Source organism: Lachnospira intestinalis, from assembly GCF_040095895.1.
Classification (GTDB): Bacteria; Bacillota; Clostridia; order Lachnospirales; family Lachnospiraceae; genus Lachnospira; species Lachnospira intestinalis.
The window spans coordinates 310,118-326,464 of the sequence record NZ_JBBMFS010000001.1; the positions used below are offsets into that span (position 1 = coordinate 310,118).

Consider the following 16,347-nt stretch of genomic DNA (forward strand, 5'->3'; position numbering starts at 1 on the left):
AATGCGGCACATTTTATACTTTAGGAGGATATATACTATGAAATGTGTTGCTTATATGAGAGTATCGACAGAGAAACAGGCAGAAGAAGGTAACGGACTTGAAAGCCAAAAGCGCGATATTGAAAACTATTGCAGAAAAAATGAATTGATAATAGCTGATTGGTATGTTGATGAAGGATATACGGGTTCAAATATGAATCGCCCGGAATTGCAAAGGCTGATTACTGATTGTAGCCGCAAAAAAGTAAATTGCGTTGTTGCATTTAAGCTTGACCGTATTTCCCGAAGCATGGTTGACGGAATTTACATCATCGAAAAAGTATTCCAAAGCAATAATGTTGCGTTTAAATGTGTACATGACAGCATTAGTTATGACAGCCCTATGGAACAGGCATACACACAGATGATGGCAGTATTTGCACAACTCGACAAAAACACAATGATGTTGCGTATGCGCGGCGGTATGCTTGAACGTATTAAGCAAGGCTACTGGTGGGGTGGCGGCAATACGCCTTACTGTTATCGGTATGATAAAGAACAAGGAATATTAATTCCTATCCAGGAAAGAGCAGAACAGGCAAGGAAAGCCTTGGAATTGTTTATTTCCGGCTATTCAGACGCGAAAATTAAAGAAATATGTGGCTTCAAATCTGAATTAGTTACGCGAAAAGTGCTTACCGGAGTTGTAAATATTGGCATGATACCATACAAAGGCAATATCTATCAAGGCAAGCATAAACCGATTTTTGATAAAGATAGATTTGAACTTGCTCAAGAATTGAGAAAATCAAGGTGCTCTGCAAAAATAAGTTGCTTTACTGAACCGAATTTACTCACAGGTTTGTGCTATTGCGGAGTGTGCGGTTGTAAAATGCGTTATCAAAAGTGGAGTAATGGGAATCACAAGATATATTGCTGTTCAAGAAATAAAGGCTTGAAATATCTTCCGAATTACAATCCGAACTGCAATAATTCTCTTGAATGGGCCGACGATATAGAAAAGCAAGTTACTGATGAAATACTTAAAATTTCACTCAATTTGTCTTCTTACAAACCAAAAGCAAAAGAAACAAAGCTTGAAATTATGCAATCACAACTTGAGCGAGAACAAACAAAGCTTAAACGTCTATATAGCTTATATGCAGACGGCAATGATACTGTCTTGGAAATGATAAAAGATTTAGAATCGCAAATTTCAAAGACAAAAGAAGATATTTCTGTAGAAAGTAAAAATGCCATTAATACACAAAAGAAAGAATTTACTTATCAGAACATAAAAAAACTTGCCGATGTTTGGGACAACATCGACAAGAAACAAAAAAATTTCATACTGAAAACTATAATAGATAAAGTTATTATAGTCAATGGAAATGTTGAAATTCAGTTAAAGAATTTTTAGCATATACTTAATGCTACGGGAACGGCGTAGGTTGAGAATTGTACGCCCTGTGAAATATCAAAATTATCAATTGCTTTAATCATGCCGACACAGCCAATCTGGAATAAATCGTCAATATTTTCACTGCTTTGTGAAAAACGCTGAACAATGCTTAAAACAAGGCGCAGATTTCCGTTAATAAAACGCTCGCGTGCCTGTGTATCCCCATTTTTGATTTTTTTTAACAGCAATTCTTTTTCCTCCGTTTTTAAGAGTGGGAGAGCAGCGGTATTTACACCGCAGATTTCAACTTTATAACCAGCCACGTTAGTCCTCCTTAAAAAATGTATTTCATCATTAAGGATTGCCTGCTGGCGTTCATTTATACTGCTAAGAATATCCAATTTTGTATTGACCGCAGACAGATATTTCATTAAAATAAATGTATATTTTTATGTTTGGAGGTAACGGTTTTGAAATGTCCGTTTTGTGGTAAAGATAATACAAAGGTTATAGATTCCAGGCCGACAGATGACAGCGCTATCCGCAGACGCCGCCAGTGTGATGCCTGTGGCAAGCGTTTTACGACCTATGAAAAAGTGGAGTCCATGCCGTTAATAGTGATAAAAAAAGACAACAACAGAGAACCTTACGACAGGGAAAAACTGACAGCCGGTATTGTGCGTTCCTGTCATAAGCGCCCGGTGTCGCTGACCCGGATTAATGCAATGGTTGATGAAATTGAAACGCAGATTTATAATATGGGAGAAAAAGAAATTCCTGCCAAGGTGATTGGAGAAATCGTTATGGAGAAATTAAAAGATTTGGACGAGGTGGCGTATGTACGCTTTGCTTCCGTCTACCGTGAATTTAAAGATGTCAATACCTTTATGGCGGAGATTCAGAAGATTTTAAAATAAAACAGATTATTTTAGAAATGGAGATTTTTGTGTTAAAAAGATTTTATCCCGATGACTACGTGGATTCGGCATATGAGATTCCGTATGAGGAACTTTATAAAAAAGGATACAGGGGGATTGTTTTTGATGTGGACAATACCCTTGTAGAACACGGCGCACCGGTGACGGAGCGGGCGGTAGCGCTGTTTGAACGGTTAAGAAAGACAGGATACGATACCTGTATCATTTCCAATAATAAAGAGCCGCGTGTCAGACCGCTGGCAGAGGCGGTTCATTCAAAATATGTCAGTGATGCGAAAAAACCGTCCCCAAAGAATTATATTAAAGCTATGGAATGTATGAAGACAGATGCCAATACGACATTTTTTGTCGGTGACCAGTTGTTCACGGATGTCTGGGGGGCAAACCGCGCAGGCATGATGACAATTCTCGTCAAGCCGATTGATAAGCATGAGGAGATTCAGATTGTATTAAAGCGGTATCTGGAAAAAATTGTCCTGCATTTTTATAAGAAGCAAGAAAGGAAAAGATATGGGAGAAATTAAAGGAACAACAAGAGTATGCGGACTGATTGGCAATCCGGTAGGACATTCTATTTCACCGGTCATTCACAATACGCTGGCAGATTTGTGCGGAATAGACATGGTTTATACGACATTTAAGGTGGAAAAGGGTGCGGTTGATACTGCTGTGAAAGGCGCCCACGCATTAGACATTTTAGGATTAAATGTAACCGTGCCGCATAAACAGGAAGTCATTGGAGCGCTGGAAAGTGTCGACCCGCTGGCAGAAGCGATTGGTGCGGTCAATACGCTGGTGCGCACGGAACACGGCTATAAAGGCTATAATACAGATATTTTAGGACTGGAGCGCGAACTGGAAGAAGAACAGGTTGAGTTAAAGGACAGTCCTGTGATTTTACTCGGTGCAGGCGGCGCGGCAAGAGCTATTGCCTTTTTATGTGTCAGCAAAGGCGCAAAAGAAGTTGCCATTTTAAACCGCACGGAAGAAAAAGCGGCAGTGATTGCAGAGGATGTAAACCGCCATTTGCAGTCAAAGGCGGCATATGCCATGAAGCTTTCGGATTACGGAAAGCTGACCGGGGAAAATTATGTGGTCATTCAGACAACCAGTGTCGGTTTATATCCGAATTGTGATGATGCAGTCATAGAGGATGAGGATTTTTATAAGAGAGCGGCTGTAGGTGTGGACATTATCTATAATCCGGCAGAAACAAAATTTATGAAGCTGATGAAGGCACAGGGCAAGCCTGCTTATAACGGCTTGAAAATGCTGTTATATCAGGGAGTCAGTGCATTTGAACTTTGGAATGATATGAAAGTAAGTAAAGAAAATATCCGGAAAGTATATGAAAATATGCAGAAGAAGCTGGGATAGAAAGCCGGCCGGAAACGGCAGGTTATACTAAAAGGTTAAAACAGAAAATTCAGAATAAGAAAGTTAAGAAAAATGTTGGACAATATTATATTGATAGGATTTATGGGCTGCGGTAAAACCACATTCGGTACGTGGATTGCAAAAAATAAAAAAATGGATTTTTGCGACACTGATGCGCTCATCGTAGAAAAAGAAAAGAAAAGTATCAATGACATTTTCAGTGAAAACGGCGAGCCGTATTTCAGGGAACTGGAAACAGAAATTGTCAAAGATTTAATTAAGTCCAGACACAATACTGTAGTGTCGGTCGGCGGCGGACTTCCGCTAAAGCCGGAAAACAGGGAGTTGTTAAAAAAACTGGGTACGGTCGTGTATTTGCGGACATCGGTGGAGGAACTGACAAAGCGCCTTGCGGGAGATACGACAAGACCATTGCTGGCAGGCGGCAATATCCGTGAAAAGATTACACACCTTATGGATATGCGGCTTTCGGATTATTTAGATGCTGCCGAGGTGATTATTGACACGGACGGCAGAAGTTTTGATGAAATGTATGAGAATATTTTAAAGGAGAAAAGGGAAGCATGAAGATATTAGTATTAAACGGACCAAATATTAATTTTCTGGGAATCCGTGAAAAAGGCATTTATGGCAATCAGGATTACGACACGCTGGTAAAAATGATTGAAGAAAAGGCAAAGGAGCTTGGCGTTGACGTGGAAGTATTCCAGAGCAATTATGAAGGCGGATTAATCGACCGGATTCAGAAGGCTTATTTTGAAAAGGCAGACGGCATTATCATTAATCCGGGCGCATTTACACATTACAGCTATGCGGTGCGCGATGCGCTGGCTTCGGTTGCGGATATTCCAAAGATTGAAGTCCACATCTCCAATGTGCATACCAGAGAAGAATTTCGTCATACTTCCGTGACTGTTCCGGTATGTAACGGACAGGTTGTAGGACTGGGACTGAAAGGCTATTTATATGCGCTTGAAGCGGTTAAGGATATGGCAGAGAAGAAAGCGTAAGAAGCAACATTTTGCGGCATGGCATGACTTTTAGTAAAAAGTGGTTGCCAAAACCGGCAATTTATTATAGAATTATATAAGTTATTGATTATTATAGGAGGTATACCAAAGAATGGTAACAGCAGGAGATTTTAAAAATGGCATTACACTTGAAATGGATAATGCAATCTGGCAGATTATAGAGTTCCAGCACGTAAAGCCGGGCAAAGGTGCAGCATTTGTTAGAACAAAGTTAAAGAATATCGTGAGTGGCGGTGTTGTAGAAAAGTCTTTCAGACCGACAGAAAAGTTCACACTTGCACACATTGAAAGAAAAGAATATCAGTATTTATATGCTGACGGCGATTTATACAACTTCATGGATACAGAAACATATGATCAGATTGCTTTAAGCAAGGAGAATGTTGGTGATTCATTAAAGTTCGTTAAGGAAAATGAAATGGTTAAGTTATGTTCACATAACGGCAACGTATTCGCTATCGAACCGCCGATTACTGTAGAACTTGTTATCACAGAGTCTGAACCGGGCGTTAAGGGTGATACAGCAACAGGTGCTACAAAGCCGGCTATCGTTGAAACAGGCGCTAAGATTTTAGTTCCGTTATTCGTAAATCAGGGCGATACCGTTAAGATTGATACCCGTACAGGAGAATATCTTTCAAGAGTATAATATTTATTACTATGATAAATACAAAAAGGCAGTAGGCAGAAAACCGTTGTTTAGGCGGGTCTGCTTACTGCCTTTATTTTTGTAATAATCCTTCTTAAATGGGCAATACTGTATGTAGTTGATCAGACAGAAGGGAGAAATGTATTTATGAAAAGTTCATTTCGCTGGTATGGGGAAAGCGACCCGGTAAAACTGGAGTATATCCGGCAGATTCCGGGCATGCGTTCCATTGTATCGGCAGTATATGATGTGAAACCGGGCGAGGTGTGGCCGGAAGAAAGTATCCGGCATCTGACAGAATTATGCAGGGAACACGGGTTGATTTTTGATGTGGTGGAGTCCATTCCGGTGACTGAAGAAATAAAGCTTGGGAAACCGGAAAGAGAGCAGCATATTCAAAATTACTGCGAATCTGTCCGCCGTTGTGCAAAGTATGGAATTAAGTGTATTACGTACAATTTTATGCCGGTGTTTGACTGGACAAGAACACAGCTTGACAAAATGGCAGAGGACGGTTCAACCAGTCTTGTTATGTACTGGGAGCAGATGAAAGGACTGGACCCGTTAAAAGATGACATTCATCTTCCGGGCTGGGATGCAAGTTATACGCAAAATGAAGTCCGTGATTTAATTCGTGCCTACTCCGAGCTGGGTGAGGAAGGGCTTTGGCAGAATATTGAATATTTTCTGAAACGTGTGATTTCCGTGGCAGAGGAATGTGGCGTAGTAATGGCACTTCACCCGGACGACCCGCCGTATCCGATATTCGGACTGCCGCGTGTGATTACCGGTGAAAAAAATATTGACCGATATCTGTCTATTGTAGACAGCCCGTCCAATGCTTTGTGTTTTTGTACAGGTTCTCTTGGCAGTTCAAAGGGAAATGATGTACCGGCGCTGGTGCGTAAATATTCGTCCATGAACCGTATCGCATTTATCCATTTAAGAAATGTAAAAATTCTGCCGGACACTTCGTTTGAAGAATCAGGTCATTTAAGCCGTGAGGGCAGTCTGGATATGAATCAAATAGTCAAGGCACTTGTAGAAACAGGGTATACCGGATATTTCCGACCGGACCACGGCAGAATGATCTGGGGCGAAACAGGAAAGCCGGGGTACGGACTGTATGACAGGGCGCTTGGAACGGCCTATGTAAACGGACTGATTGAGGCAAACGGTGGAACGATAGAGAAGTAGAGCGGAAAGAGAGCAAAAAGCATAACAGAACCGTAATAAAAAACGCAATAAACGTGCAGGATAACAAAAAAAGAAGGTAAAAATCATAAAACAGCCGGAAGGGAGAAAAATGTGTTAGAATTGCCGTTAAAAACAGATTTTACGGGAAAAGTGGTTGTGGTTACGGGAGCGGGCGGTGTGCTGTGCGGCGATATGGCAAGAGCATTTGCACAGGCAGGCGCAAAAGTAGCAGCACTGGATTTAAATGAAGATAAGGTAAAAAAACTGGCAGAAGAATTAAAAAATGAAGGATTTGTATGTGAGGGATATGCGGCAAATGTGTTGGAAGCAGAGCAGGTAAAAGCGGTACATGCCCGCATTTTAGAGGATTTGGGAAAATGTGATATTCTCATTAACGGTGCAGGCGGCAATAACAAGCGCGCAACAACCGATAATGAATACCAGCATGAAGCCAAAGCAGGACAGACCACGTTTTTTGATTTGGATACGGAAGGGGTGGATTTTGTATTCCGGCTGAATTTTCAGGGAACGTTGATTCCGACACAGATTTTTGCGCAGGATATGGTAGAGAAGCAGTCGGGAAATATTTTAAATATTTCTTCGATGAATGCGTATATACCGCTGACCAAAATTCCGGCATATTCAGGCGCGAAAGCGGCGGTCAGCAATTTTACCCAGTGGCTTGCCACACATTTTGCGGGAAGCAAAATCCGCTGCAATGCCATTGCGCCCGGATTTTTAGTGTCCAATCAGAACCGCGCACTTTTATTTGACGAAAACGGACAGCCGACAGCCCGTTCACAAAAGATTTTAGCGGGAACGCCGGCAGGGCGGTTTGTAGAAAGCAATGAGCTGTTAGGCGGCGTATTCTTTTTGTGTGATGACCGTGCGGCAAGCGCCGTTACCGGCGTTGTACTGCCGATAGATGCAGGGTTTTCGGCATATTCGGGGGTATAAAATTTAAGATTTCTGGATTGGAGGACAGGTGCAGAAGTGCCTGTCCTTTTTAAATGAAATGTTAAATTGCAGGATTTTATGGTTAAAAAGGTAAAAATAGGTAAAATTAAGAATTTAAGTATGGAAAATATAGGATTCGGCAGCAAAATTTAGAGGGGGATTAAAAAGGGGTATAGTAAAAATAGGTTTAAACAAAAGCAGACATGGTAAATGGAGTAAAGAACGGAGGTAAAAGATGAAATTAATAGAACTTCAAATTAAAAATTTTGGTTGTATAGATGAAAATGGAATTACAATTAAAATTGATGACATTGTTGTTTTAATCGGACCTAATAATGTTGGAAAAACAACATCAATAAGAGCATATGAAATGTTTGCAAATTCAGGTACAATATTAAAAATTGATGATTTTTATCAAAATAATGAAAATAATCCGGTAGAAATAGCAGGGGTGTTTGGTGAAATTACAAATGAAGATAAGCAGCAGATAGGTGAAAAATGGATTTATAAGAATAATGATAAACAAGATGTTATTAAATACAAATGGAGATGGGAGAAAAGTGGAGTAAAAGGCGAAAAATATTCATGGTATGATAAAGAAGGTAAGTGGGAAAAAGGTGGAATGGGAGGCTGGGATTCCAAAATTGCCAGTTGTATACCGGTTCCATTAAAAATAAGTCCGTTTGATGATTCGATTCAGTTAGAAAATAAGATTGTCGAATTATTAACATCGGCAGTAAAGGAAAATGTAAAAAATGATCAATCAAAAGTAGCAAAATTATTGGATCAGGTTAATGATTTAGCTAATGAGGTAAAGAAACAAATAGCTGAAGAATTGAATAAAACAACAAGCAGATTACAAAAAAACTTAAATGAAGTATTTCCGGAACATAATGTAGATATAGCACCACAAGCTGACAAAATAGAGGTTGATAAAATATTAGCGACAGGAACTCATCTGAATGTAGCTGGGAATGATGGAAAATATTATCCTTTAGCAAATCAGGGAAGTGGACTACAGAGAGCTTTTTTGTGGTCTGCAATAGAGGCATTGGCAGATACGGGGAAAATGAAATCTGGCAGAAGTACAATAGAGAGCGAAAAGCCTAAAATGTTATTGGTTGAAGAACCAGAATCATTTTTACATCCACCAGCTGTACGTTTAGCAAGAGAGGCTTTGTATAAAATTGCGGAATTGGATAATTGGCAGGTAATGATTACTACACACTCCCCTATTTTTATTGATGTTTCAAAACCACATACAACAATTATTCGCGTTGAAAAAAATGAGGGGGCAACAAAAATTTTCTCGACAGAGAAAGCACAGTTTTCAGATAAAGAAAGAGAACGTCTTCAGATGATAAGAAATTGTCACCCGACAATAAATGAATTTTTCTTTGCTAATAAAGTTATATTAGTTGAAGGGGATACAGAACAAGTGACATTTTCTCAGGTAAAGGAAGAAAGGGTAACGATAATAAATTGCAGGGGAAAAGCGAATATTCCAATGTTTGAAAAAATACTGAATCATTTTGGAGTGGAATATATTGCTGTTCATGATTTAGATACACCTAAATCCAAAAGAGATGGTAAATTTATAAAAAATTCAATGTGGACAATTAATGAAAAAATAATTGAGGAGGCTAATAAGGGTTTAAATGGCAAAGTTATAGTGAATATCCCAGATTTTGAAAGACAATTTTTTGGATATTTACAATCAGGGGATAAACCATATAATGCAATTCTTGAATTACAAAAAGAAGAAAGAAGGAATGTACGTGATGAACTTGAGAAAATTGCAAACGGGTCATTAAGTGAAAAATATGAACGAGAGATTACAAATGTTTCTGATTATAAAAAATTAGGAATTGATTATTGCAACGAAAATGATGTGCCAATGACAGAAATTTGGGAATTTGATTAAGAATATAGTAAATTTTAATTTCCAGTTTACTAAATAATAAGAGAAAGTTATTCTGATGATTATTTGTCAGAGTAACTTTTTTTATATCTTAGGAAAAAGAGTTCATAAGCAGTTAGGAATTGATTTTGTATTTAATGCGGATCGTCTGGCGTTTTAATATGCAGAGCCAGATTGCAAATTTAAACAAAACAGCTTACAATAATATATATAGAAATTTTTAATAATATAGGATAAAATTGCTGGGAAATGGAGGCGTTTTTATGACACATGAGCAATTTGAAAAGGCGGACAGAAATTTATCGGTCTGGAGAAAAACGAAAATGTATGTCTTGCCATTTACGATAAGTATGATGGATTTGGCAGTCTGAAAAGCATACAGGTTATGGGAAAAGCTGAATTGATAGAACCGTTTTCTGATACATATAATGAACATGCGCAGATAAAGAAAATACCGATAGAGGCATTAAAGAAACATTCAAATGTGGAATATGCGCATATAGATGGCACGACACTGCATTTGCAGATTATCACACCGCAGACGAGAAACACTAAAGAAAGTGATGAAACATATCCTTGTATCGTGTATGTGCAGGGTTCGGCATGGATGAAGCAGAATATTAATGCAAAGTTTGGACTGCTTGCAAGGCTGTCAGAAAGGGGCTATGTGATTGCGGTTGTTGGGTATCGTCATTCCGGGATTGCGCCTTTTCCGGCACAGGCTGTAGATACAAGAAATGCGATAAGATATGTAAAGCTGCACGCTAAAGAATACAAGGCAGATGTGAATCAGATGTATGTTGGCGGAGATATTTGCACCATAATCCTGAACTTTGCAGGAAAATGTCGGTGGAGTGTAATATCAGTGAAAATGTTTCACTGCCGCCGGTATTAATGTTTCACGGAACAAAAGACCGTACTATTCATCCAAAAGTCAGTGTGGTTGTGTATGAGGCGTTAAAGAAATATCATAAAGAGGTACAGTTATATATGCTAGAAGGTGCGGACCACGGCGGAAGTGAATTTTTCAGCGATAAAGTTTTAGATATTATGGAAGCATTTTTACAGCGGATAGTATCGGCTTCTTAGTTTCTGGGACAAAAATGTACATAGAATGTGAGTGATAAAGCATATGGGTTTATTTAAAAAGAAAGCAAAAACGTATTCATATGATAAAGAGCGTATGAAACCTGTAATTAAAACCAGTATATGCACAGGTGAGCAGGTGGCTGGGTTTAAGGATATTCATACCGGAAAGATAGAAGATATTATGCTTGTGAAAACGGCGGCAGATATCGAAAGATTTAAGAAAATTTATGGAATAGAAGGCAGTATTGATAAAGAGTATTAGAAATGGAGAACATTATGGAATTACAAAATGTATTAAATAACAGAAGAAGTATGAGAAATTACGATGCGGCAAAAAAGGTTACAAAGGAGCAGGTTGAAACAATTATCAATGCGGCGATACTGGCTCCTTCATGGAAGAATTTACAGACATCAAGATATTACTGCATTTTATCAGATGAAAAAATTGAAGAATTCAGACAGAAGTGTCTGCCGGAATTTAATCAGAAGAATGCCGAGGGAGCGGCACTTGTTGTAGCAACATTTGTAAAAGGCTGCGTTGGATTTGACAGATTATCCGGTGAGCCGGTTAATGAATGTGGCAATGGCTGGGGCTACTATGACCTTGGTCTGCAAAATGAAAATTTCGTGCTTAAAGCGAAAGAACTGGGGCTTGATACACTGATTATGGGAATTCGTGACGGTGAAGCAATAAGAAATTTCCTTGATGTGCCGGAAAATGAGCAGGTAGTATCTGTGATTGCGGTCGGATATGGTGCAAAGGACGTGCAGATGCCTAAAAGAAAGAGCGTTTCGGAGATAGCGAAGTTTTATTAAAAGTGCCTGTTCTTTTGGTAATGAAAGTCGTGATAGGTCAAAAAATTTAAAGAAATGTAAGGAATAGAAGGTAGAAATATGGTTCAAAAAATTGTAAAAGGGAAACATATATTTGCAAGAAAAGCACAGCCTGCGACAGAAGCAGACAAACAGGTTGTGACGGATTTGATTGATACGTTAAGAGCCAACAGGGAAATATGTGTCGGAATGGCAGCCAATATGATAGGCGTGAATAAATCAGTCATTGTAGTGGCGGCAGGTCCGTTCCAGTTTGCAATGGTAAATCCCGTTATAACCCAAAAGTCCGGCGAGTATAAGACGGAAGAAGGCTGTTTATCGCTGGATGGAGTCAGAGCCTGTGTGAGATATGAAGAAATAGAGGTGGATTACCTTGACAGCAGCTTTAAACCGCAGCATGGAAAGTATAGCGGATTTACGGCACAGATAATTCAACATGAAATTGATCACTGCAATGGAGTGGTGATATAACATTGGGGAAAAATAGTTTGTGCGAAAAATGTCGAATTTTTATTGACAAACCTCAATGTATTTGATAATCTTTATCAGGTAACTTAATATTCCATGAGGGAGTAGTTAGCGCGAAAGTGTGATTTGTCAACATCCTGATTATATTAAAGAGTATAATCTGGCAAATCTTAAATAATGAGACTCATGTATATCGGTGAACAGCTTATGTGTTATATACGGGCGGGCATTGATATACATGAGTCTTTTTTTATCTGCCGGATATACTTATAAGAGCAGAGATTTCGGCTGGCACACGGTTATGGAAAAAAGGAGGAAAATATGGAAAAATTTATTAACAATGCCCCATTTGCGCTTGTACTTGCATTTCTCGTAATAGGCTTTGTACTGCTGATTAAAGGAGCGGACTTTTTCGTAGAGGGAAGTTCAAGTGTAGCAAAAAGACTGCATGTTCCGTCTATCATTATCGGACTTACAATTGTCGCAATGGGAACATCACTTCCGGAAACAGCGGTTAGTGTATCAGCATCACTTATAGGCAATAATGAGCTTGCGGTCAGTAATGTAGTCGGTTCCAATATATTTAACCTGATGGTTGTAATTGGTGTGTGTGCAGTATTGGCAACAGTCAATGTTGCAAAAGAAACCATAAAACGGGATATTCCGCTTTCACTCATATGTGCAGCGCTTTTAATGCTTTTAGGAATTATCGGACTGGGCGACAAATCCGGCATGACACTCGGACATCTTGACGGCGTAATATTATTGGGATTCTTTGCAGGCTATATTTTTTATATGATTAAAATTGCATTAAAAGCAAGCAGGGAAGGCAGGAAAGTTGAGATAGAGGGCGGTTTAGATGAAGACATCAAACTGATTTCAGTGCCGCTTAGTATTCTTTTCATCGTTGGCGGTGCGGCGGCCATTGCGGTCGGCGGTGATATAACCGTTGATGCTGCGGCGAGAATAGCCGGTGATCTGGGAATGAGCCAGACACTGATTGGACTTACAATCGTTTCAATAGGAACATCCCTTCCTGAACTTGTAACCTCAATCGTTGCTGCCAAAAAGGATGAAGTCGATATGGCGCTTGGAAATGCGATTGGTTCAAATGTATTTAACATCCTTATGGTACTTGGCATTGCTTCGGCAATCAGCCCGGTGAGCATCATCACGGAAAATATTATTGATTTATGCGTGCTGATTGTATTTACGGTGTGTGTATGGATATTTGCAGGGACAAAAAAGAAAATCGGAAGAGTCGAAGGAATCTGCATGGTTGCATTTTACGCAGCATATGCAGTTTACATCATAATAAGATAAAGGAGATAGCATACAAATGCTGCTATTTTTAAAAGTATTTTTTACTGAATTTATAGCGGAAATGGGAGATAAAACCCAGCTGATGCTTATTGCGCTTACTTCTAAATATAAGTTAAGAGATATTATATTAGGAACAGCTGCCGCAATTCTTGTATTAAACGGTCTGGCAGTTCTTGCAGGCGGGCTGATCAGTGAATTTATTCCGGACTGGCTCATAAAGACAATTGCAGCACTTGCATTTCTTTATTTTGCCACATCAACGATTGCCGGTGATGATGACGATGAGGAAGAAGAAGGGGGCAAAACAAAAATTAAGTTTGCACCGCTTGCGGTTTTCTGTACATTTTTTGTAGCAGAACTTGGTGATAAGACACAGCTTACGGCTATAACCTTTGGTGCAAATGAAGGGATGAGCGCAGCGTTTATTGTGTGGATTGGCTGTTCACTCGGACTTTTCGCAGCAGATATTCTTGGTATGTTAGTCGGCTACCTTTTAAAGAGCAAGACTCCGGACGGACTGCTCAATACACTTGCATTCGTAATATTCTCTGTATTTGGGGTATATACTCTCTATCAGGGACTGAAACTTATAGGGGCAAGTGTCTGTCCAATCCCTGTATGGCCGGTGCTGATAGCTGCAACAGTGGTTTTTGCCGTTTTATGTGTCTGTCTTTTTATACGGAGAGAGAAGAAGGCAAAGTAAATGAATGAGCAGCAAACCGGGAGAGAAAAGATGACGGATAACATAGAACAGTATAAGAATTGTCTGGACGGATTGACAAAAGATATGCCGGAAGAATTTTTTAAGCTGGCTCAGGTTTTTGAACTGAGTGTATTTGAACCGATTCACATGGAAGGCAAAAAAGATATTTATGCCGCCTATCTGATGAATGATGCGGTTGAAAGCTATTTTGTTTTTGAACAATCTGTCATGACCGGCTCATACAAAGAGCTTGAATGTGAACAGACGGCAAGTATTGTCCATGATGATAACGGATATATGCTGATAGTCAATCAGAGCGGAGAGAACCGGTTTACAATCCGTTTTACCAATCTGCATATGCAGACAACCTGTTTTGATTACGGCTGCATGGGACATTTCTGGGTGAAAGGATATGAGTATTTGCGCCAGCTGGAATATCAGTTCGCGGATATCCGGGATAAGTATCGTTATCTGGGAAAAGATTTTTGCACAGAGCAGGAATTGATTTTTATGCAGCTTGCGGACTTCCCGCCGATTAAGAAATTCAGGTCGGTGCCGGAGCAGTATTATGTGCCATATCCGGATTCTGTTTATCCGGAAGCAGTCCGGTATCTGATTGAAACAGCAGAGAATGTCGGCGATAAGAAGATGTCTGTAAAGCTTGAACATTATCAAAGAAAACCGACGGCTTTTCAGTGTAATGTGCTTGCCAGAATGTTTCATAAAAAGGCACACAGTCGGTTCGTGGATAAAATCATTGCGGATATGAGAGCAATTTCGGCAGGCTATCCGCAAAGAACCTTTAAAGAGCAGGAGAAACAGCATTATAAAAAGGTTCATCAGAAAGCAGAAAATGCCATGAATTCATTTTTACAAAAAGGACAGGCGTGTCTGCTTTACAGGGAAGAACCGTTTATGTATGCCAAGGATTCAATCACATATAAGGAGCATGTGCTGGTCTTTAAAAATGGACTGGTGAACCGGAAGTGTGAGATTTATACATTCGAATAACAATGTCTGCGGGTTTCTGCCGTATGTGATGTATGCAGCACCTGCGTTAAATATAGAATTACAACAGCTATCACAGCGTATAGAGGCAGACTGTCCGATATCATTTATCAAAACAATATCGGATAGCTGCCTGCTCTTTTAAACGGTGTGTCCGGCTTTGCGATTTAATGCAAAAATTTTAAAACATACATAACATATGCCAAAGCCCACCATAAAAAAATTCTTCATAAAAAATTCCCCTCATATAAATCTACATTTTGCAGATATTTTCCTACTTTTCCTGAAAAGTTGCGCAGACGGTTTCGTGAGCGGCTGTTGCGCGGATACCGGAAATATCGACATGGTCAGCGTGACAGACCTTATCATCGTTATACATGCAGTTGGTTGCCTGACATGCAATTGATAAGGAAACATGCGGTGTCTGGGCGCTGTTTTTCTCACCGGACTTGTCCTCGAAATAACTTCCGCAGCAGGTGTCTTCACAGTTGCAGGCATTAGAGCCATTCACCTCGATAGAACTTAAACAGCAGCAGTTATCCTCATTGTGGCAGCAGCTTTTAACATTACAATCTAATTGAGCCATACAATCCTCCTTGTTTTGCATTTTGTTTTGCATTTTGTTTTGCATTTTGTTTTTGCGTTGCATGAATTAGTATGGCCGGAGCAATAAAAAAATATGCAAATCAAAAGTGATAATTCAACAATTGAATGCATATTTTTTCATTCTTATGTAATTTTTAAAATTTATCGCGTAAAGCCGTTTAATGAATCAGGCTAAAATCAATTTTTCCGTTGAAACCGTCGTAATACCGGAAAATGACTTTGGCAAGAATCTTATCTTTCGCAACGTAAGTGTTTTTCCAGTAGCGCGAATCAAGAGAGGAGTTGCGGTTGTCGCCCATCATAAAATAGTGGCCTTCCGGGACAACATACGTTTCTTCCGTTTCAGATTCTGCCATCGGTTCTTTTAAATAGTCTTCTGAAAGTTCTTCACCGTTTACATAAACATGTCCGCTTTTAATCTGGACAACATCACCGGGTGTGCCGATAATTCTTTTGACATAATTTTGTTCTTCATTATCAGGATACTTAAAAATCACGACATCGCCGCGTTCCGGCTCATCAAATAAATAGGCAAGACGAAAACCGATTAAACGGTCATGCTCCATAATTGTATTTTTCATAGAACCGGTAGGAACTTCTGCGTTGACAATAATATACTGTGTAAATACAAATGCAATAATCACAGCAGCAGCTAAAATTTTAATATAACTGAAAATTTCTGACCAGATTGTTACCGGTTTTGAAGCCTTTTTCTTTTTGTGATTTTTGGAAGCTCCGGTAGAAGTACGGGCAGACGGTTCTTTATCATCGTCCATATCAAAGCCGTAATCATCATTGACGTAATCAAAATCCGGTTCGTCATCGATGTCATTGTATCTATTAT

The 16,347-nt window shown here is 39.4% G+C and carries 20 protein-coding genes and 1 pseudogene; 18 read left to right on the plus strand and 3 right to left on the minus strand.

The window, feature by feature from the left end; translation table 11 throughout:
- The first annotated feature begins 37 nt into the window (after nt 1-37).
- The gene (locus tag WMO37_RS01500; protein ID WP_349154137.1) at nt 38-1,399 is read left to right on the plus strand and encodes a recombinase family protein; all 1,362 of its coding nucleotides are present in this window, start codon (nt 38-40) and stop codon (nt 1,397-1,399) included.
- A gap of 8 nt (nt 1,400-1,407) precedes the next feature.
- Here WMO37_RS01500 and WMO37_RS01505 read toward each other — a convergent pair.
- Nucleotides 1,408-1,704, minus strand: a pseudogene (locus WMO37_RS01505) (sigma-70 family RNA polymerase sigma factor); the annotation flags it as partial.
- A gap of 147 nt (nt 1,705-1,851) precedes the next feature.
- Between WMO37_RS01505 and nrdR the strand changes: the two are divergent.
- The 17 genes from nrdR to WMO37_RS01590 all read left to right on the plus strand — a co-directional run bounded on the left by nrdR (nt 1,852) and on the right by WMO37_RS01590 (nt 14,900).
- Nucleotides 1,852-2,298, plus strand: a complete 447-nt coding sequence (nrdR, locus tag WMO37_RS01510) for a transcriptional regulator NrdR (protein WP_349154138.1) — start codon at nt 1,852-1,854, stop codon at nt 2,296-2,298.
- Nucleotides 2,299-2,327: 29 nt separating this feature from the next.
- The gene (locus WMO37_RS01515; RefSeq protein WP_349154139.1) at nt 2,328-2,843 is read left to right on the plus strand and encodes a YqeG family HAD IIIA-type phosphatase; all 516 of its coding nucleotides are present in this window, start codon (nt 2,328-2,330) and stop codon (nt 2,841-2,843) included.
- Nucleotides 2,830-3,696, plus strand: coding sequence for a shikimate dehydrogenase (gene aroE / locus WMO37_RS01520; protein ID WP_349154140.1), 867 nt, complete (start codon nt 2,830-2,832; stop codon nt 3,694-3,696). Before WMO37_RS01515 ends, aroE begins: the two co-directional genes overlap by 14 nt.
- Before the next feature lie 90 nt (nt 3,697-3,786).
- Nucleotides 3,787-4,284 carry a shikimate kinase gene (locus tag WMO37_RS01525; RefSeq protein WP_227089598.1) on the plus strand — a complete coding sequence of 166 codons (498 nt, stop codon included), beginning with the start codon at nt 3,787-3,789 and terminating at the stop codon, nt 4,282-4,284.
- Complete coding sequence (gene aroQ, locus WMO37_RS01530) at nt 4,281-4,727, plus strand: type II 3-dehydroquinate dehydratase (protein WP_227089599.1); 447 nt, start codon at nt 4,281-4,283, stop codon at nt 4,725-4,727. The genes WMO37_RS01525 and aroQ overlap by 4 nt, the downstream gene beginning before the upstream one ends.
- A gap of 112 nt (nt 4,728-4,839) precedes the next feature.
- On the plus strand, nt 4,840-5,397 hold the full coding sequence (gene efp / locus WMO37_RS01535) for an elongation factor P (RefSeq protein ID WP_022433225.1): 558 nt from the start codon (nt 4,840-4,842) through the stop codon (nt 5,395-5,397).
- 147 nt (nt 5,398-5,544) lie between these two features.
- Nucleotides 5,545-6,594: a mannonate dehydratase gene (locus tag WMO37_RS01540; protein WP_349154141.1), complete on the plus strand. Its 1,050-nt coding sequence runs from the start codon at nt 5,545-5,547 to the stop codon at nt 6,592-6,594.
- Between the two features lie 111 nt (nt 6,595-6,705).
- On the plus strand, nt 6,706-7,551 hold the full coding sequence (locus tag WMO37_RS01545; RefSeq protein WP_349154142.1) for an SDR family oxidoreductase: 846 nt from the start codon (nt 6,706-6,708) through the stop codon (nt 7,549-7,551).
- 235 nt (nt 7,552-7,786) lie between these two features.
- Nucleotides 7,787-9,475: an ATP-dependent nuclease gene (locus WMO37_RS01550; protein WP_349154143.1), complete on the plus strand. Its 1,689-nt coding sequence runs from the start codon at nt 7,787-7,789 to the stop codon at nt 9,473-9,475.
- A 397-nt stretch (nt 9,476-9,872) separates the two neighbouring features.
- Nucleotides 9,873-10,367: an alpha/beta hydrolase fold domain-containing protein gene (locus WMO37_RS01555; protein ID WP_349154144.1), complete on the plus strand. Its 495-nt coding sequence runs from the start codon at nt 9,873-9,875 to the stop codon at nt 10,365-10,367.
- Nucleotides 10,322-10,561, plus strand: a complete 240-nt coding sequence (locus WMO37_RS01560; protein WP_349154145.1) for an alpha/beta hydrolase family protein — start codon at nt 10,322-10,324, stop codon at nt 10,559-10,561. The genes WMO37_RS01555 and WMO37_RS01560 overlap by 46 nt, the downstream gene beginning before the upstream one ends.
- A 43-nt stretch (nt 10,562-10,604) precedes the next feature.
- Nucleotides 10,605-10,823, plus strand: coding sequence for an aspartate dehydrogenase (locus tag WMO37_RS01565; RefSeq protein ID WP_347996703.1), 219 nt, complete (start codon nt 10,605-10,607; stop codon nt 10,821-10,823).
- A gap of 14 nt (nt 10,824-10,837) precedes the next feature.
- A complete protein-coding gene (locus WMO37_RS01570; RefSeq protein ID WP_227089606.1) occupies nt 10,838-11,377 on the plus strand; it encodes a nitroreductase family protein in 540 nt (179 codons plus the stop codon).
- A 78-nt stretch (nt 11,378-11,455) separates the two neighbouring features.
- Complete coding sequence (locus tag WMO37_RS01575) at nt 11,456-11,866, plus strand: peptide deformylase (protein ID WP_349154146.1); 411 nt, start codon at nt 11,456-11,458, stop codon at nt 11,864-11,866.
- Nucleotides 11,867-12,184: 318 nt separating this feature from the next.
- The gene (locus WMO37_RS01580; protein WP_349154147.1) at nt 12,185-13,186 is read left to right on the plus strand and encodes a calcium/sodium antiporter; all 1,002 of its coding nucleotides are present in this window, start codon (nt 12,185-12,187) and stop codon (nt 13,184-13,186) included.
- Nucleotides 13,187-13,202: 16 nt separating this feature from the next.
- Nucleotides 13,203-13,889 carry a TMEM165/GDT1 family protein gene (locus tag WMO37_RS01585; protein WP_349154148.1) on the plus strand — a complete coding sequence of 229 codons (687 nt, stop codon included), beginning with the start codon at nt 13,203-13,205 and terminating at the stop codon, nt 13,887-13,889.
- Between the two features lie 30 nt (nt 13,890-13,919).
- Complete coding sequence (locus WMO37_RS01590; RefSeq protein ID WP_349154149.1) at nt 13,920-14,900, plus strand: DUF3878 family protein; 981 nt, start codon at nt 13,920-13,922, stop codon at nt 14,898-14,900.
- A gap of 271 nt (nt 14,901-15,171) precedes the next feature.
- Here WMO37_RS01590 and WMO37_RS01595 read toward each other — a convergent pair whose 3' ends face one another.
- Together WMO37_RS01595 and lepB are read right to left on the minus strand one after the other, a co-directional pair.
- The gene (locus WMO37_RS01595) at nt 15,172-15,483 is read right to left on the minus strand and encodes a DUF1540 domain-containing protein (protein ID WP_227089609.1); all 312 of its coding nucleotides are present in this window, start codon (nt 15,481-15,483) and stop codon (nt 15,172-15,174) included.
- Between the two features lie 178 nt (nt 15,484-15,661).
- Nucleotides 15,662-16,279, minus strand: a complete 618-nt coding sequence (gene lepB, locus WMO37_RS01600; protein WP_436970246.1) for a signal peptidase I — start codon at nt 16,277-16,279, stop codon at nt 15,662-15,664.
- Nucleotides 16,280-16,347: the final 68 nt, after the last annotated feature.

Bases quoted from the DNA above. Each gene is read 5' to 3' on its own strand.
- WMO37_RS01500 (WP_349154137.1), top strand. From the start codon at position 38: ATGAAATGTGTTGCTTATATGAGAGTATCGACAGAGAAACAGGCAGAA.
- WMO37_RS01580 (WP_349154147.1), top strand. From the start codon at position 12,185: ATGGAAAAATTTATTAACAATGCCCCATTTGCGCTTGTACTTGCATTT.
- WMO37_RS01540 (WP_349154141.1), top strand. From the start codon at position 5,545: ATGAAAAGTTCATTTCGCTGGTATGGGGAAAGCGACCCGGTAAAACTG.
- aroQ (WP_227089599.1), top strand. From the start codon at position 4,281: ATGAAGATATTAGTATTAAACGGACCAAATATTAATTTTCTGGGAATC.
- WMO37_RS01575 (WP_349154146.1), top strand. From the start codon at position 11,456: ATGGTTCAAAAAATTGTAAAAGGGAAACATATATTTGCAAGAAAAGCA.
- aroE (WP_349154140.1), top strand. From the start codon at position 2,830: ATGGGAGAAATTAAAGGAACAACAAGAGTATGCGGACTGATTGGCAAT.
- efp (WP_022433225.1), top strand. From the start codon at position 4,840: ATGGTAACAGCAGGAGATTTTAAAAATGGCATTACACTTGAAATGGAT.
- WMO37_RS01570 (WP_227089606.1), top strand. From the start codon at position 10,838: ATGGAATTACAAAATGTATTAAATAACAGAAGAAGTATGAGAAATTAC.
- lepB (WP_436970246.1), bottom strand. From the start codon at position 16,279: ATGGACGATGATAAAGAACCGTCTGCCCGTACTTCTACCGGAGCTTCC.
- WMO37_RS01565 (WP_347996703.1), top strand. From the start codon at position 10,605: ATGGGTTTATTTAAAAAGAAAGCAAAAACGTATTCATATGATAAAGAG.
- WMO37_RS01550 (WP_349154143.1), top strand. From the start codon at position 7,787: ATGAAATTAATAGAACTTCAAATTAAAAATTTTGGTTGTATAGATGAA.
- WMO37_RS01595 (WP_227089609.1), bottom strand. From the start codon at position 15,483: ATGGCTCAATTAGATTGTAATGTTAAAAGCTGCTGCCACAATGAGGAT.
- WMO37_RS01590 (WP_349154149.1), top strand. From the start codon at position 13,920: ATGACGGATAACATAGAACAGTATAAGAATTGTCTGGACGGATTGACA.
- WMO37_RS01585 (WP_349154148.1), top strand. From the start codon at position 13,203: ATGCTGCTATTTTTAAAAGTATTTTTTACTGAATTTATAGCGGAAATG.